Source organism: Aestuariicoccus sp. MJ-SS9, from assembly GCF_032586235.1.
Classification (GTDB): Bacteria; Pseudomonadota; Alphaproteobacteria; order Rhodobacterales; family Rhodobacteraceae; genus Aestuariicoccus.
Genome location: NZ_JAWHTD010000015.1, coordinates 66997 through 88147 on the forward strand (window position 1 = coordinate 66997; position 21151 = coordinate 88147).

Genomic DNA, 21151 nt, shown 5'->3' on the forward strand with positions numbered 1-21151 from the left:
TCAAAGGCGGCGCGGCGCGGACTGACATACTCGGCCCGAGGATGTCAGGAGGACCCCCGTCATGCCCGTTCCATCTGCTCGGCATCATCTTGTCGGCGGCGGCATCGCCTCGCTCGCCGCGGCGGTGTTCCTGATCCGCGACGCGGGCGTGCCGGGCGACACGATCACGATCTATGAAGAGCTCGACCGCCCCGGCGGCAGTCTGGATGGCCGCACGGTGGGCGAGGACAGCTATTTCACCCGCGGCGGGCGGATGTTCGAGCCGAACTTCATCTGCACCCGCGATCTGCTGGAAACCATCCCCATGCCCGGCCACGAGGAACGTAACCTCTGGCAGGATATCGAGTATTTCAACCTCGCGGTGCCCGGGACGTCGAAATGCCGTCTGCTGCGCGACGGGCAAAAGGCGGATATGTCGCTCGGGCTGAGCGCGCAGGACGTGTTCGAGCTGAACCGTCTGATGCTGACCAGCGAGGCGCATCTGCAGGGCCACACCATCGGCCAGCACTTTTCGCGGGGCTTCTTCGACAGCAATTTCTGGATCATGTGGTCGACGATGTTCTCGTTCCAGCCGTGGCATTCGGCGATGGAGATGCGGCGCTACATGCGGCGGTTCATCCATCTTCTGCCGGGGATGGCCGAAATCCGGGGCATTCTGCGGACGCGGTATAACCAGTACGATTCCATCGTCGCGCCGATCGTGCGCTGGCTGAGGGCGCGCGGTGTGCGGATCGAGACCGGGCGGCGGGTGACGGATCTGCGCATAGACCCGGTGGCGGGCGGGCGCGAGGCGAAAGAGCTGATGCTGGACGGCGCGCCGCCGGTGACGGTGGGCACAGAGGACCGGGTCTATTTGACGCTGGGGTCGATGACGGATGCCTCGACGCAAGGCTCCAACGACACGGCCCCGCCGGTGCCGGGCGCGGCGGGCGGAGCTTGGGCGCTTTGGCGCAGGCTGGCCGCGCGGCACCGCGATCTGGGCAATCCGGATGTCTTTTCCCGCGATCCCGCGCAGACCACCTGGTCGTCCTTCACCGCGACCATGACCTCACCGGCGTTCTTCGAATACATGGAGGGGCTCACCGGCAACTGGGCGGGGACGGGAGGCCTCGTGACGCTGGCAGAGTCGGGCTGGATGCTGTCGGTGGTGATGTTCCACCAGCCGCATTTCGTCAAACAGGACCCCGGGCATCTGGTGATGTGGGGCTTTGGCCTGCGCGGCGACCGCGACGGGGATCACGTGCGCAAACCGATGTGGGAGTGCACCGGCGACGAGGTGCTGGCCGAGCTGATCGGCCAGCTGCGCCTGACCGGCACGCCGAAGACAGCGCTGGCGGAGGCCAGGGTCGTGACCTCGCGGATGCCCTATATCACCAGCCAGTTCATGCCGCGCGACCGGGGCGACCGGCCACGGGTCAGGCCCGAGGGCGCAAAGAATTTTGCGCTGATGGGCCAGTTCGTCGAGCTGCCGCTGGATACGGTCTTCACGGTGGAATATTCGGTGCGCAGCGCCCGCGTGGCGGTGCATGAGATGACCGGCAAGGCGGCCCCGCCGCCCCCGGTGGTGCGCGAGGACCGCGACCCGGCGGTCCTGCTCCGCGCCGCCCGGGCGCTTTACGGCGGTTAGCGGGCGGTTTGAGTGGCGTCCCCAAGTCGCGGAATAAAGGCCGAAGGCCGCCGCGACCAGCGCCTGCCCGTCCCGGCGGGCTGGCGCTTTTTCGACGTCGGCGCGCCGCTCATTCGAAGCGATGACTTGGCGGGTATAAAGCGTGCAGACCTGCCGTTGCAGCGCCATCCCACGGGCAGGCGCGGTCGCGGCCTTTGGCTGGCGTAGGGTGGGGGCGTCTGTTCAGCGCAGCACGTAATCGGCGAAGACCGGGTAATGGTCGCTGGGCCATTCTCCGGCAAAGCGTCGCTGGACGATCACCGGCGCGCCAACGAGCGCCGCATCCGGCGTTGCGGCCAGGTGGTCGATGGCGGCAAAGAGGTTGAGGCCCCGGTTCAGGTGATAGGTCGCGCCATCCAGCGGCGCGAAGCGCAGCCCCGTCCGTTCCAGGATCGACAGCGTGTCCGCCCCCGGCCGTGCGTTGAGATCGCCCACCAGAAACACCGTCTGACCTGCCTCGATGCGCGGGGCCATGCGCCGGGCGGTCAGGGCGGCGGATTTCAGGCGGTTGGACCGGCTCTTGTATTCGTAATGCACGTTGAAGACGGTGAACCGGCGGCCATCCGACCGCGTCTCGAACGCGGCCCACGAGGCGAAGGCGGGGTAAGAGCCGTTGAAGGTGCGCGAATAGAGCACCCCGGGCGTGTCCGAAAAGAAGAACCAGCCCTGATCGACCGGACGCAGCGCCGCCTTGCGGTAGAAGATCGGCTGGGTCGAGGGGAACCGGCGCGGATCGCCCTGCGCCGCGGCGCCGTAACCGGGGTTTTGCGCCAAGAGGAAATCGAGCGCGAGGTTGCGCGGGCTGACCGAGCCGCCGGCAAAGCTCTCCATCTCCTGGAAGGCGACGATATCGGCGTCGATCGCCTTGAACGCCGCATCGAGCGCGCCCTTGCGCCGGTGCCAGTCGGTCACCGACCAGTCGCCGGTCTCTTGGCGCAGCAGGATGTAATGGACATTGTGGCTGGCCACCCGCAGCGCGCCGTCGGGCCGGTCGGGGATATCCGCGCCGCCGCTGTGGGTGACATGCAGCGCGCAGGTCAGAAGCGGCAGCGACAAGAGCAGCGCGCCCATCAGGCGCAGGACAGAGCGGACACGGCGGCGCATGAGGGCAGTCTATCCGGACGGGCCCGGGGTGCAAACCTTGCCGGAATGCAAAAGGCCCCGCGCGGGGCGGGGCCTTTCCGGCGTCTCAGACGCGTTACGGGATCAGTTCGGCACTTCGCCGGTGATGCCTTCGATGTAGAAGGTCATGCCCAGCAGTTCACCGTCGGACGCGGTTTCGCCCTCGGCCAGCCAGGCCGAGCCGTCCTGCTTGTTCATCGGACCGGTGAAGGGGTGGTATTCGCCTGCGGTGATCGCGTCGATCATCGCATGCGCCTCGGCCTGGACCTCGGCGGGGATGGCGTCGTTCATCTCGCCGATCACCACTTCGCCCTCGGGCATGCCGGCCCAGCTGTCGATCTGCTCGTAGGTGCCATCCATCAGCGCGCCCACGCGCTTGACGTAATAGGGCGACCATTCGTCGATGATCGAGGCGACGCGCGGCCCCGGCGTGCCGTCGTCATTGGTCATGAAGGCCGCCATGTCGGAGGCCTGGCCAAAGCCCCAGGCCTTGCCGTCTTCCTTGGCGATTTCCGCCAGCGGCGCGGTCGAGTCGGTATGCGCGGTGATCACGTCGACGCCCTGGTCGAGCATGGCGCGCGCGGCATCCGCCTCTTTCGCCGGGTCGAACCAGGTATAGGCCCAGGTCACCACCAGCTCGACATCCGGGTTGGCCGCCTTGGCATGGTGGTAATACGAGTTGATGCCCATCACGACCTCGGGGATCGGGAACGAGGCGATGTAGCCGATCTTGTTGGTCTGGGTCATCTTGCCGGCGATGTGACCGACCACGGCACGGCCTTCGTAGAAGCGCGCGTTGTAGGTCGACACGTTCGGATGCTCGCGCTTGTAGCCGGTGGCGTGTTCGAACTTGATGTCGGGGAACTTGGCGGCGACGGCGTTGGTCGCGTCCATGTAGCCGAAGGAGGTGGTGAAGATGATGTCGCAGCCCGAGATGGCCATCTGGGTCAGCACGCGCTCGGCATCCGCGCCCTCGGGCACCGATTCCTGCCAGGCGATCTCGACCTTGTCGCCGTAAGCTTCCTGCACGGCCAGCGCGCCCTGGTGGTGCTGGTAGGTCCAGCCGCCGTCACCGATCGGGCCGACATAGACGAAGCACGCCTTCGTCGTGTCCTGCGCGAAGGCGCCGGTGCCCAGTGTCGCGGCCAGCGCCGCGCTTGCAAGCGAAGTTCTTCTTTTCATGGTTCATCCCTGTTGGTGTTTCAGTTTTGCCCCTAGTTTGAGGCGTGGAAGGCCCGGCCCAACGACGCCGGAGCGCCGTGCATCCCCCGGGCCGAGATGATGACGAGCACGAGGATCGTTATCAGATAGGGCGAGGCAGACAAGAGCGCCACAGGCACCTGCGCGCCCGCCGCCTGCAGGTTCAGTTGCAGAACCGTGATGCCGCCGAAAAGATAGGCACCCACGGCGACGCGGCCCGCCCGCCATGAGGCAAAGACCACGATGGCCAGTGCGATCCAGCCTGCGCCGGCGGTGACGCCCTCGGTCCATTGCGGCACGCGCACAAGGCTGAGGTAGGCGCCGCCCAGCCCCGCGCAGGCGCCGCCGAAGAGGATCGCCAGCAGCCGCACGCGCACGACCTTGTATCCCAGCGCATGGGCGCTGTCGTGGCTTTCGCCCACCGCGCGCAGGATCAGCCCGGCGCGGGTGTACTTCAGGAACGCCCAGACCGCCACGACAAGCGCGAGGCTGAGGTAGACCATGATGTCGTGCGAAAAGAGCATCCGTCCGACGACCGGCAGGTCCGACAGAACGGGGATGTCGAGCCGGGGCAGCGAGGGCGCCTTGACCCCCTCGTAGGGTTTGCCCACCAGAGACGAAAGGCCAAGCCCCACCAGCGTCAGCCCCAGCCCCGTCGCCACCTGGTTCGACAGCAGGTATTGCGTCAGCACACCGAACGACAGCGAAACCGTCGATGCCGCCAGCGCCCCCGCCACAAAGCCCAGCAACGGCGAGCCGGAATTGACCGCGACCGCAAAGGCCACCACCGCGCCGGTGATCATCATCCCCTCGACCCCGAGGTTCAGCACGCCGGATTTCTCGACCACCATCTCGCCGATGGCGGCCAGCAGGATCGGTGTCGCCGAGACCATGATCGATGCGACGAGAAGGATGGGATTGATCGAACCGATATCCATTACTGCCCCCAGACGATGCGGCCGAACCACGGAAAGCCCGTGCCAGCCCCGATCAGCGCGCCGATGGCCATGGCGATGCCCGGGGCCGCCACCGGCGGGCCGAAGAGCTGGCGCAGAAAGCGTTTCATCTCGCCCGGCTTGCGTTTGCCGTGCCAGGGACGGTGCGAAAACCAATAGCCGAAGGGCAGCGCGGCCAGCATCAGCAGCGCCAGCGGCCAGACCGGACTGAGCGCCAGGACGACGAAAAGCGCGGCGGTCAGCCCGACGAAGAAGCCGGTGACCAGCATCAGCGCGAGAAGCAGGCGGTGTTGCATCAGGCGATCTCCCCTCGGCCGATCCGCAGGCGGAAATTGGTGAAGACATCCGTGGCCAGCAGGAAAAAGAGCAGCATTCCCTGGAAAAGCTGGATCGCGGCACCCGGCACGCCCAGCATCAGCTGAGCCAGCTCGCCGCCGATATAGGTCAGCGCCATCAGAAGCCCGGCCAGCAGGATGCCGAAAGGATTGAGCCGGCCCAGAAAGGCCACGATGATCGCGGTGAACCCGTAGCCCGAGTTAAAGTCGATGCTGATCTGGCCCGCGGGGCCCGTCACCTCGAAGAGCCCAGCCATCCCGGCCAGCGCGCCCGAAAGCCCCAGGCAGAGCAAGACGATCCGCGCCGGGTTGACGCCGGAAAAGCGCGCCGCGCGCGGGGCTTCTCCGGTCAGGCGGATGTTGAAGCCCTGGATGTGGCGGGCCATCAGCACATAGGCGGCGATGACGGCGACAAAGGCGGTCAGAACACCCCAGTGCAGCCCGGTATTGGCGATGAGCTCGGCGTTGTGGGCGGCGTCCCATTGCTTGAAATTGCGCGAGCCGGGAAAGCCCATACCCTCGGGGTTGCGCAAGAGCCCCGACGAGACCGAGGCGAGGATGTTCTCGGCCACATAGACCAGCATCAGCGACACAAGGATCTCGTTGGTGCCGAAGCGGGTCTTGAGCACCGCGGGGATCGTCGCCCAGACCCAGCCGCCAAGCGCGCCCGCGACGACCATGAGCGGAAAGATCAGAAAACTGTCGGAAGGGTAGAACGCCAGCCCCGCGCCCGCGCCGCAGATCGCGCCCATGATGTATTGCCCCTCGGCGCCGATGTTCCAGATGCCGGCGCGAAAGCCGATGGAGAGGCCGATGGCGATCAGGATCAGGGGGCCGGCCTTGACCAGCAGCTGCGGCCGGGTGAAGCCCGCGAATTGCGCGTTGAAGAGCGGATCCCAGAAGATGGTGCGGATCGCCTCCAGCGGGTCGGTGCCCAGAATGGCGAACATGATGCCGCCCACGATCATCGTCAGAACCACGGCGATCAGCGGTGTCACCGCCGTCCAGAAGCGTGAAGGCTGCGGACGCCGCTCCAGCCGGATCATGACGCATACCCCCCGGCGCCGCCGGAATTTTTCAAAAATTCCGGTCCGTTTTCTTTCAAAGAAAACGTGTCCCCGGTCCGGCGGATGCGCTCAGTCCACATGTGCAACCTCCATGTCGTGGGCGCCGCCCATCATCAGGCCGATCTCCTCGATATCGAGCTCTGCAACCGGTCGCGTGGCGGACAGCCGGCCTTCGTTCAGCGCGCCGAAGCGGTCCGAGATCTCCATCAGCTCGTCCAGATCCTGGCTGATGCAGAGAATCGCCGCCCCCTTGGCCGCCAGATCGAGCAGCGCCTGCCGGATCGCCGCCGCCGCGGCCGCGTCGACACCCCAGGTCGGCTGGTTGACCACCAGAACATCCGGATCCTGCACGATCTCTCGTCCGATCACGAATTTCTGCAGGTTGCCGCCCGACAGCGCGCGGGCCGCTGTCCCAGGGCCCGGCGTGCGCACGTCGAAGCGGCGGATCACCTCTTCGGCGAAGCCACGCGCGCGGCCCCAGCCGATCATGCCGCCACTGACCAGCCCCTTGCGGCGCGCCGCGGTCAGCACCCCGTTCTCGATCAGGCTCATGTCAGGTGCCGCCGCGTGCCCCAGCCGCTCTTCCGGGGCCGACAAAAGCCCCGCATCGCGGCGTTTCACAGGCCCGTCGCGGCCGATGTCGCTGCCTTTCAGAAAGACCGTCCCCGCCGGCGCCAGCCGTTCGCCCGACAGAGCCGCCAGCAATTCGTCCTGGCCGTTCCCGGCCACCCCGCCCAGCCCCAGCACCTCGCCCTGCCGGAGCTGCAGGCTGATGTCGCGCAGCGGCGTGCCGAAGGCGCCCGGTGCAGGCAGGGACAGGCCGCGCAATTCCAGCAGCACCTCGCCGGTCTTGCGCGTCCGCGCCTCGGGCGCGGCAAAGCTTGCCCCGACCATCATCTCGGCCAGCTCCCGCGCCGACACCTCGGCCGGGGTGCAGGTGGCCACCTTCTTGCCCAACCGCAGGATGGTGGCGTGATCGCAGAGCGCGCGGATTTCCTCGAGCTTGTGCGAGATATACAGGATCGACGTGCCCTCGGCCTTGAGCTTGCGCAGGGTCTGGAACAGGATCTCGACCTCTTGCGGGGTCAGCACCGAGGTCGGCTCGTCCATGATCAGAAGACGCGGGTTCTGCAGCAGGCAGCGGATGATCTCGACCCTCTGGCGCTCGCCCGCCGACAGCGTGCCCACGGTGCGGTCGGGGTCGAGCGGCAGGCCGTAGGTTTCGCTGACCTCGCGGATCTGGCGCGCCAGGTCGCGCGCGGGAGGCGGGTTTTCCATGCCAAGCGCCACGTTTTCGGCCACGTCCAGCGCCTCGAACAGCGAAAAATGCTGGAACACCATGGCCACACCGGACTGGCGCGCGTCCGAGGGCCGGGTGGGCGCAAAACCCGCGCCGTCCAGCGTCATTGCGCCCCGGTCGGGTTTGACCAGCCCATAGATCATCTTGACCAGCGTCGACTTGCCCGCGCCGTTCTCGCCCAACAATGCGTGGATCTCGCCGCGGCGGATCTCGAAGGACACGTCGTCATTGGCCACCACGCCGGGATAGGCCTTGGTCAGCCCGTCGATGCTGAGGAGTATATCGGCCATGCCCGCGTCTTCCATAAGTCGGCATCAAGTATCTGGGCCGCCACGCCAATCGCAAGGGCCTGTGGATGTTTGCCAAGCGCTTTTTGCCCGATCGGGCAGCGAATGCGGTCGATTTGCGCAAGGTCATGCCCCAGCGCGCAGAGCTGCTTGCGGAACCGCGCTTTCTTGGTGTCCGACCCGATCAGCCCGCACCAGCCAAAACCCCGCGCCAGAAGCGCATCGCAGAGCGCCAGGTCGATGGCGTGGCTGTAGGTCAGGATCAGGTGGCCCGCGTCCCGTGGCGCATGGGCTGCCAGCCGCGCCGGATCGTCGGCACAGACGGCGGTAACGCCGGGAGGCACCGGATCAGGGAACCTGTCCGGTGCCGTGTCGGCCCAGGTGATCGCAAGGTCGGGCAGGGGGGCCAGCGTGGCGACCAGCGCCCGGCCCACATGGCCCGCCCCCCAGATCCAGAGCCGGCGCTGCGGCGCCGCGACCGGCTCCACCATCCACCCGTCCACAAGCTGCGGCGCGGGGCGCTCCCCGCGCGCCCGCGCCCGGTCGAGCAGCCGCGCCACCGACAGCGGCCTGTCGCCCGTTCCGCGCGCGATCACGCTCTGCCCCTCCAGCCGCGCCAGCGCCGCCGCGTCGTACCAATCGGTCCAGAGCGTCACCGCCCCGCCGCAGCATTGCCCCAGCCCGGGGCCCAGCGGATACCTCTGCGCGCCCTGCCGCTCGAACGCGGTCTCGGTCGCCATCTTCTCCAAAGCGCCGCCGCCGATGGTCCCGCTTTGCCCGCCTTCCCAGACCAGCATCGCCGCCCCGGCCTCGCGCGGGGCCGAACCGGCGGTCTCGGCCACCACGACCCGGGCCACTCGGCCATGCGCCGCAACCGCCTGCCGCAGCTCCTCCAGATCAAAGCTCATCGCTGCACCCGTTCGATGGCCGCCAGCACCCGTTCCGGCGTCGCCGGGGCATCGAGCGCGGGATAGGCCGCCCCGCAGGAGGCCACCGCGTCCGACAGCGCCATCAGCACCGAAATCCCGTGCATGAAAGGCGGCTCGCCCACCGCCTTCGAGCGATAGACCGTCTCCTCGCGGTTCGCCCCGTCCCAGAGCGCCACGTTGAACACATCCGGGCGGTCCGCGCAGGCGGGGATCTTGTAGGTCGAGGGCGCGTGGGTCCGCAGGCGGCCATTGTCGTCCCACACGAGCTCCTCGGTGGTCAGCCAGCCCGCCCCCTGCACGAAGCCGCCCTCGATCTGGCCCAGATCCAGCGCCGGGTTTAGCGAGGCGCCGCAATCGTGCAGGATATCGGCCCTGAGGATGCGGTACTCGCCGGTCAGCGTGTCGATCACGACCTCGCTGCAGGCCGCGCCGTAGGCGAAATAGAAGAACGGCCGCCCCTTGCCGCGCATGCGGTCCCAGGCCAGCTTGGGCGTCTTGTAGAACCCGGTCGCCGACAGGCTGACCCGCGCCTCGTAGCAAAGCTGCGCGGCCCGGGCGAAAGACATCGCCTCGGCCCCGACCGTCACCCGGCCATCTGCGAACCGCACCTCCGACGCATCCGCCTGAAAGACCTCCGCCAGATGCGCCGCCATGCGGTCGCGGATCGTGTCGCAGGCCGCCTGCACCGCCATGCCGTTCAGATCCGATCCGGACGAGGCCGCCGTGGCCGAGGTATTGGGCACCTTGCCGGTGTCGGTGGCGGTGATCCGCACCGCCTCCATCGGCAGGCCGAAGCGGCTCGCGGCCACCTGCGCGACCTTCTGGAACAGCCCCTGTCCCATCTCGGTGCCGCCGTGGTTCATCGCCACCGACCCGTCCTGATAGACATGCACCAGCGCGCCCGCCTGGTTGAGATGCGTCAGCGTGAACGAGATCCCGAACTTCACCGGCGTCAGCGCCAGCCCCCGCTTGAGCACCGGGTTGGCCGCGTTCCACTCCGCCACCGCCGCCCTCCGCCCGGCATAATCCGCTTGCGCGGCCAGCGCTTCAGTCATCTCGTGCAGGATGAAATCCTCCACCACCTGCCCATAAGGCGTGGTCTGGCCGGGCCCGTCCCCCTGCTTCTTCTTGGCGGAAATACTCTCGGGGGGGGCCGCAGGCGGGGGGGCAGACAGCCCTCCCTCGCCGCATGCCGCATAGTAATTCCGCCGCCGCACCTCGAGCGGGTCCAGCCCCGCGGCATGCGCCACATGGTCCATCACCCGCTCGATCCCCAGCATCCCCTGCGGCCCGCCAAAGCCGCGAAAGGCGGTGGCGCTCTGGGTGTTGGTGCGCAGCCGGTGGCTCTCGATCCGCACATCCGGCAGGAAATAGGCGTTGTCGGCATGCAGCATGGCGCGATCGGCCACCGGCAGCGACAGATCCTGCGCCCAGCCGCAGCGGGCGTATTGCACGAAATCCACCCCGCAGAGACGCCCGTCCGCGTCGAACCCCGCCTCATAGCGGATGCGGAAATCGTGGCGCTTGCCGGTGATGGTGAAATCGTCGTCGCGGTCATAGCGCATCTTGCAGGGCGCACCCGTGGCGGCGGCCGCCACGGCGCAGGCCACCGCCAGCGCGTTGCCCTGGCTTTCCTTGCCGCCAAAGCCCCCGCCCATGCGCCGGGTCTCAACGCGCACCGCGTGCATGGGCCGTCCCAGCGCATGGGCGACCTTGTGCTGAATCTCGGTCGGGTGCTGGGTCGAGGCATGCACGACCATGTCGCCGTCCTCTTGCGGCAGCGCCAGCGCCGCCTGGCCTTCGAGGTAGAAATGCTCCTGCCCGCCGATCTCGATCTCGCCTTCGATCCGGCGTGGTGCTGCGGCAATGGCCGCCGCCGCATCGCCCTGCGCCCATATCCGCGGGCCGTCTTCGAAATGCGACCCGGCCTCGAGCGCGTCGTCGATGCTCAGGATCGGCGTCACTGTCTCGGTCTCGACCCGCCCCAGCCGCGCGGCGCGCCGCGCCGCCAGATGGCTGGTGGCCACCACCAGAAAGACCGGCTGACCCAGGTAATGGATCGTCCCGTCGCTCAGCAGCGGTTCGTCGTGGTTCGAGGGCGAGCAGTCGCAATCGCCGGGCAGATCCTCGGCCGCAAAGACGGCGATCACACCGGGGGCCGCGCGCACCGCCTCCAGCTCCATCGCCACGATCCGCCCGGCGGCGATGTCCGACAGGCCGAATGCCAGATGCAGGGTGCCGCGCGGGCAGGGGATATCGTCGACATAGCGCGCGGCACCGGTCACATGCAGCCGCGCGGCGTCGTGGGGCAGGGGGCGGGCGACGCTCACGGGGACACCTCCAGCACGCTGGTCACCGCGCCCATGTCATCCAGCAGACAGCGCGACAGCATGTTGCGCGCAGCACTCAGGCGGTAATCCGCACTGGCGCGCATGTCCGAGAGCGGCTGGAAATCCGCTTCCCAGGCGTCCCAGGCCGCGGCAATGCCCTCGGCGCTCCAGGGCTGGCCGGTCAGCGCGGCCTCCACATGGGTGGCGCGCCTGGGCACCCCGGCCATGCCGCCGAAGGCGATGCGCGCGCCGGTCACCATGCCGTCCTCGACCGCGATGCGGAACGCGCCGCAGACCGCCGAGATGTCCTGGTCGAACCGTTTCGACAGCTTGTAGACCCGCAGCCGGTCGGGCTGTTTCGGGATCGTGACCGCCTCGACGAACTCGCCCGGATGGCGGTCCTGCTTGCCGTAGTCCAGAAAGAAATCCTCCAGCGGCATCTCGCGCCGCGTGTCGCGGAACCGCAGATGCAGCCGGGCCCCCAGCGCGATCAGCGGCGGCGGGTTGTCGCCGATGGGCGAGCCGTTGGCGATGTTGCCCCCCAGCGTCGCCGCCGCCCGTACCTGGGCCGAGCCATAGCGGCGGATCATCTCGGAATAGGCCGGGTGGCGGTCCTGCATCAGCGCGCGCATCCGGTCCATCGTCACGCCTGCGCCGATGCGCAGGGCGTCCGCCGTCTCGTCGATCCGCTGCAGGTCCGCGCAGCGGTTGAGAAAAATCACCGGGCCTACGTCGCGCAGCCCCTTTGTCACCCAGAGCCCCACATCCGTCGCCCCCGCCACCAATGTGGCCTCGGGATGGGCGGCATAGATCTCGGCCAGCGCATCGGCGCTGTCGGGGGCGTAGGGTGCGCGGTTCTGCGGCGCAGCCGCAGGTTCGCGCACCGCGGGGTCCTCCATCCAGTCGGGCACCGGTTCTTCCGCCGCGGCCTCGGCCGCGCGGACGATCGGGGCATAGCCCGTGCAGCGGCAAAGGTTCCCCGCCAGCGCGTCGTCATGCGCCCGGTCGCCGTTGAGATGCGCCGTGGCCATGGCCACCACGAAGCCCGGCGTGCAAAAGCCGCATTGCGAGCCGTGATGATCGACCATCGCCCGCTGCACCGGGTGCAGCGCGCCATCGGGTCCTGCGATCCCCTCGACCGTGCGCACAGCCTTGCCGTGCAGCTGCGGCAGAAAGAGAATGCAGGCATTCAGCGCCCGCGCGCCGAAATCGTCGGTCACCATGATCGTGCAGGCGCCGCAATCGCCCTCGTTGCAGCCCTCTTTGGTGCCGGTCAGCCCGCGCGTCTCGCGCAGCCAGTCCAGCAGCGTGACCGTCGGCGCGACGTCCCGCAGCTCTACGCTCTCTCCGTTCAGAAGAAAGGTGATATCCATGTGAAAACCTGCCGCCTTACCGGAATGCCCCGGGCCTGCCCGGGGTGCGCGCCCTCGATGCGGCGTAGAAAGCGCGCGTTGCCCTTGTCGTCACAAGGCTAGGCGCGGCGCGGCGCGGATGGCAAGAAAAAACTGCGCCCGCCCGGCCCGGGCGGCGCGCCGCGCCAAAGGACCGGGCAAACCTCCGGCATCCGCAAACCGGCCCGCAAGGCCGGGCCGCATCCGCACAAAAAGGGGTTTCCCCGGGCGTGGCCGCTACATACTGTGGTAGGCATGACCGAGCCCCGATTCATCCACCTGCGCCTGCACACCGAATATTCGCTGCTCGAGGGGGCGGTGCGGCTGAAAAAGCTGCCCGGTCTCTGCGCGGCCGCGGGCATGCCCGCCGTGGCCGTGACCGACAGCAACAACCTCTTTGCCGCGCTCGAATTTTCGGTCGCGGCCAGCGGTGCGGGGATCCAGCCGATCGTCGGCTGCCAGGTCGATCTGCGGTTCGTCGATCCGGCCCCGGGCGAACGCCCGCGCGCGCCCGCGCCTCTGGTCCTGCTGGCGCAGAACGAGGCTGGCTACGAAAACCTGATGAAGCTCAACTCCTGCCTCTACCTGCGCAAGGGCAGCGAGCTGCCTTACGTCTCGCTGGAAGAGCTGGAGCGTCACGCGGGCGGCGTGATCTGCCTCTCCGGCGGGCCGGACGGGCCGGTGGGAATGCTCTTGCAGCAGGGCCAGCGCCCCGCCGCGCAGACCCTGATGACGCATCTGCACAAGATGTTCGGCGACCGTCTTTACGTCGAGTTGCAGCGCCATCCCGGTGAGGGCGGCCTGCCCGAGAACGAGCGCGCCACCGAACGCGGCTTTGTCGAGATGGCCTATGACATGGGTCTGCCGCTGGTCGCCACCAACGATGTCTATTTCCCCAAGGCCGACATGTACGAGGCCCACGATGCGCTGATCTGCATCGCCGAGGGCGCCTATGTCGACCAGCAGGATCCGCGCCGTCGGCTGACCCCGCAGCATTACTTCAAATCGCCGCAAGAGATGGCCACCCTCTTCGCCGACCTGCCCGAGGCGGTCGAGAACACCGTCGAGATCGCCCGCCGCTGCGCCTTCATGGCCTACCGCCGCGACCCGATCCTGCCGAAATTCGCCGATGACGAGATCGAGGAACTGCGGCGCCAGGCCCGCGAGGGTCTGAAGGCGCGGCTTGACGTGATCCCCCACGCCGCCCCGGTCGAGGACTATGAAAAGCGGCTGGATTTCGAGCTGGGCATCATCGAGGGGATGGGCTTTCCGGGCTATTTCCTGATCGTCGCCGACTTCATCAAATGGGCTAAGGATCACGACATTCCGGTGGGGCCGGGACGGGGGTCGGGCGCGGGCAGCCTGGTGGCCTATGCGCTGACCATCACCGACCTCGACCCGCTGCGCTATTCGCTTCTGTTCGAGCGGTTCCTCAACCCCGAGCGGGTCTCGATGCCGGACTTCGACATCGACTTCTGCATGGACCGGCGCGAAGAGGTGATCCGCTACGTGCAGGACAAATACGGCCACGACCGGGTGGGCCAGATCATCACCTTCGGCGCGCTTCTGTCCAAGGCGGCGGTGCGCGATGTGGGGCGCGTGCTGCAGATGCCCTACGGGCAGGTGGACCGGCTGTCGAAGATGATCCCGGTGGAGGGTGTCAAACCCGTCAGCATCGAAAAGGCGCTGGCCGACGAGCCGCGCCTGCGCGAAGAGGCGAAGGCCGAAGAAGTGGTCGACCGCCTGCTGACCTACGGCCAGCAGGTCGAGGGGCTCTTGCGGAACGCCTCGACCCATGCGGCGGGGGTTGTGATCGGCGACCGGCCGCTGGACGAGCTGGTCCCGCTCTACCGCGATCCGCGCTCGGACATGCCGGCGACGCAGTTCAACATGAAATGGGTCGAACAGGCGGGGCTGGTGAAGTTCGACTTTCTGGGCCTCAAGACCCTGACGGTGATCCAGAACGCGCTCGATCTGATCCTGAAATCGGGCCGCGCGCTGCATGTGGCGGCGGACGGGACCGAGCTTTACGATCCCGCACCGGGCACGGAAAACGACATCGGCGCGATCCCGCTGGACGACGAGGCGTCCTACAAGCTCTATTCGGCAGCCAAGACGGTGGCGGTGTTCCAGGTGGAAAGCTCGGGCATGATGGATGCGCTCAAGCGCATGAAGCCCACCTGTATCGAGGATATCGTGGCGCTGGTGGCGCTCTACCGTCCTGGCCCGATGGAGAACATCCCCACCTATTGCGAGGTCAAGAACGGCCTGCGCGAGATCACCTCGATCCATCCGCTGATCGATTACATCCTCGAAGAGACGCAGGGCATCATCGTCTATCAGGAACAAGTGATGCAGATCGCGCAGGTCATGGCGGGCTATTCGCTTGGCGGCGCCGACCTGCTGCGCCGCGCCATGGGCAAGAAGATCAAGGAGGCGATGGACGCCGAACGCCCCAAGTTCACCAAGGGCGCGATGGAAAACGGCGTGGACGAGGCCAAGGCGAAAGAGGTCTTCGACCTGCTGGAGAAGTTCGCCAATTACGGCTTCAACAAGTCGCACGCGGCGGCCTATGCGGTGGTCAGCTATCAGACGGCGTGGCTCAAGGCCAATCACCCGGTGGAATTCATGGCCGGGGTGATGAATTGCGATATCCACCTGACCGACAAGCTGGCGATCTATTTCGAAGAGGTGAAGAAGGGGCTTGGCCTGCCCTGGGTGCCGCCTTGCGTGAACCGGTCGCAGGCGACCTTCGATGTGAAGGACGGCGCGCTGGTCTATGGGCTGGGCGCGCTGAAGAACGTGGGCGTCGAGGCGATGCGGCTGGTGGTCGAAGGTCGCGGCGGCGCAGCTCATCCGCCCTTGCGGGCGTCTTCGCCGGATGCTGCGAGGACGCCCGCAAGGGCGGAGGAGCGGCCCTTCGTGAATATTTTCGATTTCGCCCGCCGGGTCGATCTGAAACGCGTGGGCAAGCGCCCGCTTGAGATGCTGGTGCGGGCCGGGGCCTTCGATGTGCTCGACCCCAACCGCCGCCGGGTCTTCGACAGCCTCGACGCGCTGGTGGCTTATTCCGCCGCGATCCACGAACAGAAGAATTCCAACCAGGTGTCGCTCTTCGGCGAGGCGGGCGACGACCTGCCCGAACCGCGTCTCAGCCCCGTGGCCGACTGGCTGCCCGCCGAGCGTCTGAGCGAGGAATTCAAGGCCGTCGGCTTCTACCTTTCGGGCCATCCGCTCGACGATTACATGGGGCCGCTCAAGCGCAAGGGCGTGATGACGCTGGACGAGGTCACCGCCCGGGCCGAGGGCGCGCCGCTGGTGGCAAAGCTCGCCGGCGTCGTCGCCGGCCGGCAGGAGCGCAAATCGGCGCGTGGCAACCGCTTTGCCTTTTGCCAACTGTCCGACACCACCGGGGCTTACGAGGTCACGCTCTTTTCCGAGACGCTCGAGAAATCCCGCGAGCATCTGGAGACTGGCGCCAAGGTCGTGGTCACGGTCGAGGCGACGATGGAGAGCGACCAGCTCAAGCTTCTGGGCCGCTCGGTCGCGCCGATCGATGTCGCCGTGGCCGATGCGGGCTCGGCTGGGCTGCGTATCTTCGTGGAAGAACCCGATGCGATCCCGAACATCGCCTCGGTGCTGGCGCGGGCCGCGGAACAGCTGCCCAAGGCGGCGCGCGGCCCGGTTCATCTGCGACTCTCGGATGCGAAGCTGCCCGGCGAGGTGGACATCGACCTGCGCCAGAATTTCCCGGTCACGCCCGAGATCCGCGGCGCGGTGAAATCGCTCCCGGGGGTTCTGGCGGTCGAGGAATTCTGAGCGTCTCCTGCGCGCCCGCGCGGGCGGCGCGCGCTCTGCGGCGACGCGACATCCTGCCGATCGCGGGGCCGCCGGCTGGACCGTGCGGTGGGTTTTGCGGTAAGACCCGTGAAACCGACCGAAGGGGATGTCGTGCGGCGTATTGCAATTTCCTGTCTGGCCATGCTGGCGCTGACGGCCTGCGCGGACCCGTTGCGCGATGTGCCGCGCCTGTCCGATGTCGAGATCGAGGACGGTGCGGGCGAGGCGAAGGCCCTGCCTGACAGCAGCGAAACCGCTGAAGGCGGGTTCTTCGGGCGTCTTCTGGGCGGGACCGCCAAGGCGGACGAGACGGAGCAGGGCCGGCGATCGGCCGCCCCGGACGGAAGTATAAAGCGGGCAGCAAAAGCCCCGCAGGACCCTGCGCCAAGAAGCGGCGGGGTGTTCGGCGGTCTTTTCGGCGGCGGAGCCGACCCTGAGCCAGAGGCAAACGCGCCCGAACCGGGCGATCCGGATTATGGACAGGTCGGCCCCGGTGTGACCTTGCCCTACGGCAAGATGGCGCGTCTCTGCGGCGTGCCCCGGCGGGTACTGGGCAAGAGGGTGGCGAGCTACCCCGAACGCCGCGGCACCTTCAAGCTCTACGACACGCAGCCCGGCAACACCGCGCCGCACACCTTCTTCCTGACCGGTTTCGACGACGGATGCGCCCGCCAGTTCACCGCGGCGCTGGCGATGTTCGGCTCGCCGGTGCTGCATGAACAGCTGCGCTATGGATTGCCGGCCAAGGTGCAGCCCTATTCGACCACCGACGCGGCCTATGAAAAGCTGAAGTCCCGCATCTGCCGGGTCGGCAAGGGCAAGCCCTGCGGGTCTGCGATGCGCCGGCTGGAGCCGCAGACGACCTTTGTGTCGGTCTACGAACGCTTCGGCAGCAACCCCCGCTGGAAGACGGTCCTGCTGCACGACGGCGCGGTGCTGGCCACCGACATCAAGAACTGACCTCGTCCCGGGTTTGGCCCGGGTCCTCGTGGCCTGTCCCGCCAACCAAGGGACCGGAGGCCCCGGATCGGGTCCTGGGCGACGTCAGTAATGCGGCGGGCGTTCGTCGCCCAGCACGATGCCGCCTGTGCCTTCCGCCTCGCGTTGGGCCTCGCGCTCCATCAGCAGGGCCAGGCGCCGGGTCAGCACCTCGATCTCGCGGTCCTGACGGGCGACGGTGTCGGACAGGTCTTCGACCGTGCGGATCAGATGCGCCAGACGTTCTTCGAGATGTTCTGCCATGTCAGCCTCCGTTCCCCGCGCAAATAGGCGCTGGCGGCCTCTGGCGCAAGCGCATCTGGCGGCCATCGCTTGCCCCTGTCCGCCGCAGCCGTTACATGACCGGCGACCGCCCTGAACAGCCGGACGCAAAGCCATGGCCAAGCCCAAGAAGACCCCGCGCCCCAAGGCGCAGACCCCCAAGGGATTCCGCGACTATTTCGGCGCGGAGGTGACCGAGCGCGATGGGATGCTGCGCCAGATCGCCGGGGTCTACCACGCCTACGGCTTCGACGCGCTGGAATCGAGCGCGGTCGAGACCGTCGAGGCGCTGGGCAAGTTCCTGCCCGACGTCGACCGCCCCAACGAAGGCGTCTTCGCATGGGAGGATGACGACGACGGCTGGATGGCGCTGCGTTACGACCTGACCGCCCCGCTGGCCCGGGTCTATGCCCAGAACCGCAACGACCTGCCGCTGCCCTACCGGCGCTACGCCATGGGGCCCGTTTGGCGCAACGAAAAGCCGGGGCCGGGGCGGTACCGGCAGTTCTATCAATGCGATGCGGATACGGTCGGCGCGGCCTCGGTCGCGGCGGATGCCGAGATCTGCGCCATGCTGGCCGACACGCTGGAAACCGTGGGCATTCCGCGCGGCGATTACCTGGTGCGGATCAACAACCGCAAGGTTCTGAACGGCGTGCTGGAGCTTATTTTCAGCGATGAAAGTTATATTGCTTCGGACGCATTGAAACCGGGTTTCGATTTGGAAGAAAAGAAAGCTGCGGTTTTGCGGACGATCGACAAGTTTGACAAAGTCGGAGCATCTGGTGTTCATGAACTTTTGACAACCGGAAGGCGTGACGCGTCCGGCGCGTTTATCGAGGGCGTCGGGTTGTATAATTGGCAAGCCGAGATCGTTATTGAATTTTTGCACGGCAGGCGATTGGTCAATCAACACACACTTCGTGACCTTGGTAAACTCGTAGAGAATTCGGTCCAAGGATCTGAGGGTGTTCGTGAACTAAGTAAGATTGCCCAACTGCTGGAAGCGCAGGGCTACGGCCCCGACCGCATCGTGATCGACCCAAGCGTGGTGCGCGGCCTCGGCTATTACACCGGGCCGGTCTTCGAGGCCGAGCTGACCTTCGAGATCTTCGACGAGAAAGGCCGCAAGCGGCAGTTCGGCTCGGTTGCCGGCGGCGGGCGGTATGACGACCTGGTCAAGCGCTTCACCGGCCAGCCGGTGCCCGCCACCGGCGTCAGCATCGGGGTCGACCGGTTGCTGGCCGCTCTTCGCGAGAAGGGTCGCATCGCGACCGCCGAGCGCGGCCCCGTCGTGGTCACGGTGATGGACCGCGACCGCATGGCCGATTACCAGGCCATGGTGGCCGAGCTGCGCGGCGCGGGCATCCGCGCCGAGGTCTATCTGGGCAATCCCAAGAACTTCGGCAACCAGCTGAAATACGCCGACAAACGCCAGAGCCCCGTCGCGGTGATCGAGGGCGGGGACGAAAAAGAGCGCGGAATGGTGCAGATCAAGGACCTGATCCTCGGCGCCAGGATCGCCGAGAACGCCAGCCTCGAGGAATGGAAGGAACGCCCCAGCCAGTACGAGGTGCCGCGCGGCGATCTGGTGGCCAAGGTGCGCGAGATTCTGGACGGGCAGGGATGACCCTGGCGGAACGGGCCGAGGCGGCGCGCCTGCGCCGGGTCTTCGAGATGGCTGGCGCGCAGCCCGTCGACTGCGCAATCCTGCAGCCGGCCGAAACGCTGCTCGACCTTTACGGCGAGGACATCCGCGCGCGCGCCTATGTGACCAGCGATCCGGTGCGCGGCGAGGTGATGCTGCGCCCCGACTTCACCGTGCCGGTGGTGCAGATGCACATGACCGACGGCGCAGAACCCGCCCGCTACACCTATGCCGGAGAGATTTTCCGCCGCCAGGAGGATCACCCCGAACGGGCCTCGGAATACATGCAGGTAGGCTACGAGGTCTTCGACGGCGCCAACCCCGCCGCCGCCGACGCCGAGGTATTTGCGGTGATCGCCGAGACGCTGGCCGGGCTCGGCTTGCGCGCGGTGACCGGCGACATAGGGATCCTGACGGCGGCGGTCGCGGGGCTCGACACCTCGGAACGGCGCCGTGCCGCACTGATGCGGCACCTCTGGCGGCCGCGCCGCTTTCGCGCGCTGCTGGATCGGTTCGCGGGCCGCAGCCCGGTGCCGCCGACCCGCGCAGCACTTCTGGCGGCGGACGATCCGATGGCGGCGGCTGGGCCGATGATCGGCCTGCGCTCGGAATCCGAGATCGCGGCTCGGATCGAGGCCCTGCGCGCCGACGCCGCCGAGGGTCCGCTTGCCGAAGGCCAGCTGGCGCTGATCGACGCGGTGCTGTCGGTGCGCGAGACCTGCCCCCATGCGCTGGAACATCTGCGCGACATTGCCGTCGATCTGCCAAGCCTGGTTCCGGCCGTCGAGCGGTTCGAAGAGCGCTGCATCGCGCTCGAGGCGCGCGGCGTCGATGTCACCCGGCTGGCCTTCGAGGCCAGCTTTGGCCGCACGTCGATGGAATATTACGACGGGTTCGTCTTTGGCCTCGTGGCCGACGCCCGGCCAGATCTGCCCCCGGTGGCCACCGGCGGGCGGTACGACGCGCTGACGCGGCAGCTGGGCTCGGGCGGGGCGATCCCGGCGGTGGGCGGCGTGATCCGGCCCGGCCTCGTGCTGGCCTTGGGCGGGGGGGCGTCATGACGCTTAAGCTGGGGGTGCCGTCCAAGGGGCGGCTGATGGAAAAGACCTTCGACTGGTTCGCGGCGCGCGGCATCACGCTAAGCCGCACCGGGTCGGAACGCGAATATTCCGGCGCTGTGGAAGGGATCGACGGGGTCGATCTGGTGCTGCTCTCGGCGGGCGAGATCCCGCGCGAGCTGGCGGCGGGGCGCATCCATCTGGGGGTGACCGGCACCGACCTCATCCGCGAAAAGCTGCTGGGCTGGGAGCAACAGGTCGAGCCGCTGGCCGAGCTGGGCTTTGGCCATGCGGACCTGATCGTGGCGGTGCCGCAGGCCTGGGTCGATGTCGATACGCTCGACGATCTGGACGCCGCCGCGGCGGCCTTCCGCAAGCGCCATGGCTTCCGGCTCCGGATCGCCACGAAATACCACCGGCTGGTGCGCGAGTATCTGCGCGCGGGCGGGGTGGCGGATTATCAGCTGGTCGACAGCCAGGGCGCAACCGAGGGCACGGTCAAGAACCTCACCGCCGAGGCGATCGCCGACATCACCTCGACCGGAGAAACCCTGCGGGCCAACCACCTGAAGATCCTCGCCGAACCGCCCGTGCTGCGGTCGCAGGCGACGCTCTTTCGCAGCCGTGTCTGCGATCTGGACGACGACGACCGCAAAACACTGGCGGATCTGCGCGCGGGGCTGGACTAGTCACCTGAATCTGAAGTTCTTGCCAATGATTTCTGGCAAAAGCGTTGGACGGAGGTGAGGATCTCGTCGGCGG

16 protein-coding genes are annotated in these 21151 nt (G+C 67.6%); 6 read left to right on the top strand and 10 right to left on the bottom strand.

Features of this window, described 5'->3' with window-relative positions; genetic code table 11:
• The first annotated feature begins 61 nt into the window (after positions 1–61).
• Positions 62–1627 carry an oleate hydratase gene (locus tag RXV88_RS12240; RefSeq protein ID WP_316293228.1) on the top strand — a complete coding sequence of 522 codons (1566 nt, stop codon included), beginning with the start codon at positions 62–64 and terminating at the stop codon, positions 1625–1627.
• Between the two features lie 222 nt (positions 1628–1849).
• Here the strand turns inward: RXV88_RS12240 and RXV88_RS12245 are convergent, their stop codons facing one another.
• The 9 genes from RXV88_RS12245 to xdhA form a co-directional block, all read right to left on the bottom strand.
• The gene (locus RXV88_RS12245) at positions 1850–2770 is read right to left on the bottom strand and encodes an endonuclease/exonuclease/phosphatase family protein (protein WP_316293230.1); all 921 of its coding nucleotides are present in this window, start codon (positions 2768–2770) and stop codon (positions 1850–1852) included.
• A 102-nt stretch (positions 2771–2872) separates the two neighbouring features.
• Positions 2873–3970, bottom strand: coding sequence for a BMP family ABC transporter substrate-binding protein (locus RXV88_RS12250; protein WP_316293232.1), 1098 nt, complete (start codon positions 3968–3970; stop codon positions 2873–2875).
• A gap of 32 nt (positions 3971–4002) precedes the next feature.
• Positions 4003–4926 carry an ABC transporter permease gene (locus RXV88_RS12255; RefSeq protein WP_316293234.1) on the bottom strand — a complete coding sequence of 308 codons (924 nt, stop codon included), beginning with the start codon at positions 4924–4926 and terminating at the stop codon, positions 4003–4005.
• Complete coding sequence (locus RXV88_RS12260) at positions 4926–5240, bottom strand: hypothetical protein (RefSeq protein WP_316293236.1); 315 nt, start codon at positions 5238–5240, stop codon at positions 4926–4928. The genes RXV88_RS12255 and RXV88_RS12260 overlap by 1 nt, the downstream gene beginning before the upstream one ends.
• Positions 5240–6325, bottom strand: coding sequence for an ABC transporter permease (locus tag RXV88_RS12265; protein ID WP_316293237.1), 1086 nt, complete (start codon positions 6323–6325; stop codon positions 5240–5242). Before RXV88_RS12265 ends, RXV88_RS12260 begins: the two co-directional genes overlap by 1 nt.
• A gap of 90 nt (positions 6326–6415) precedes the next feature.
• Positions 6416–7936: an ABC transporter ATP-binding protein gene (locus RXV88_RS12270; protein WP_316293240.1), complete on the bottom strand. Its 1521-nt coding sequence runs from the start codon at positions 7934–7936 to the stop codon at positions 6416–6418.
• Positions 7903–8841: a xanthine dehydrogenase accessory protein XdhC gene (xdhC, locus tag RXV88_RS12275; RefSeq protein WP_316293243.1), complete on the bottom strand. Its 939-nt coding sequence runs from the start codon at positions 8839–8841 to the stop codon at positions 7903–7905. The genes RXV88_RS12270 and xdhC overlap by 34 nt, the downstream gene beginning before the upstream one ends.
• Positions 8838–11192: a xanthine dehydrogenase molybdopterin binding subunit gene (gene xdhB / locus RXV88_RS12280; RefSeq protein ID WP_316293245.1), complete on the bottom strand. Its 2355-nt coding sequence runs from the start codon at positions 11190–11192 to the stop codon at positions 8838–8840. Before xdhB ends, xdhC begins: the two co-directional genes overlap by 4 nt.
• Entirely contained in the window at positions 11189–12565 is a 1377-nt protein-coding gene (gene xdhA / locus RXV88_RS12285; protein WP_316293247.1) for a xanthine dehydrogenase small subunit, read from the bottom strand. Before xdhA ends, xdhB begins: the two co-directional genes overlap by 4 nt.
• Positions 12566–12838: 273 nt before the next feature.
• Between xdhA and dnaE the strand changes: the two genes are divergently transcribed.
• Together dnaE and RXV88_RS12295 are read left to right on the top strand one after the other, a co-directional pair.
• Positions 12839–16402, top strand: coding sequence for a DNA polymerase III subunit alpha (dnaE, locus tag RXV88_RS12290; protein ID WP_316293248.1), 3564 nt, complete (start codon positions 12839–12841; stop codon positions 16400–16402).
• 132 nt (positions 16403–16534) lie between these two features.
• Positions 16535–17383, top strand: a complete 849-nt coding sequence (locus RXV88_RS12295) for a hypothetical protein (RefSeq protein WP_316293249.1) — start codon at positions 16535–16537, stop codon at positions 17381–17383.
• 84 nt (positions 17384–17467) lie between these two features.
• Here RXV88_RS12295 and RXV88_RS12300 read toward each other — a convergent pair whose 3' ends face one another.
• On the bottom strand, positions 17468–17665 hold the full coding sequence (locus tag RXV88_RS12300) for a SlyX family protein (RefSeq protein ID WP_316293251.1): 198 nt from the start codon (positions 17663–17665) through the stop codon (positions 17468–17470).
• A 133-nt stretch (positions 17666–17798) separates the two neighbouring features.
• On the opposite strand from RXV88_RS12300, the gene hisS reads away from it, so the two are divergent.
• The 3 genes from hisS to hisG are packed head-to-tail and all read left to right on the top strand — an operon-like array spanning position 17799 to position 21078.
• A complete protein-coding gene (gene hisS / locus RXV88_RS12305) occupies positions 17799–19313 on the top strand; it encodes a histidine--tRNA ligase (protein ID WP_316293253.1) in 1515 nt (504 codons plus the stop codon).
• Positions 19310–20392, top strand: coding sequence for an ATP phosphoribosyltransferase regulatory subunit (locus RXV88_RS12310; protein ID WP_316293255.1), 1083 nt, complete (start codon positions 19310–19312; stop codon positions 20390–20392). The genes hisS and RXV88_RS12310 overlap by 4 nt, the downstream gene beginning before the upstream one ends.
• Positions 20389–21078, top strand: coding sequence for an ATP phosphoribosyltransferase (hisG, locus tag RXV88_RS12315; protein ID WP_316293257.1), 690 nt, complete (start codon positions 20389–20391; stop codon positions 21076–21078). The genes RXV88_RS12310 and hisG overlap by 4 nt, the downstream gene beginning before the upstream one ends.
• Positions 21079–21151: the final 73 nt, after the last annotated feature.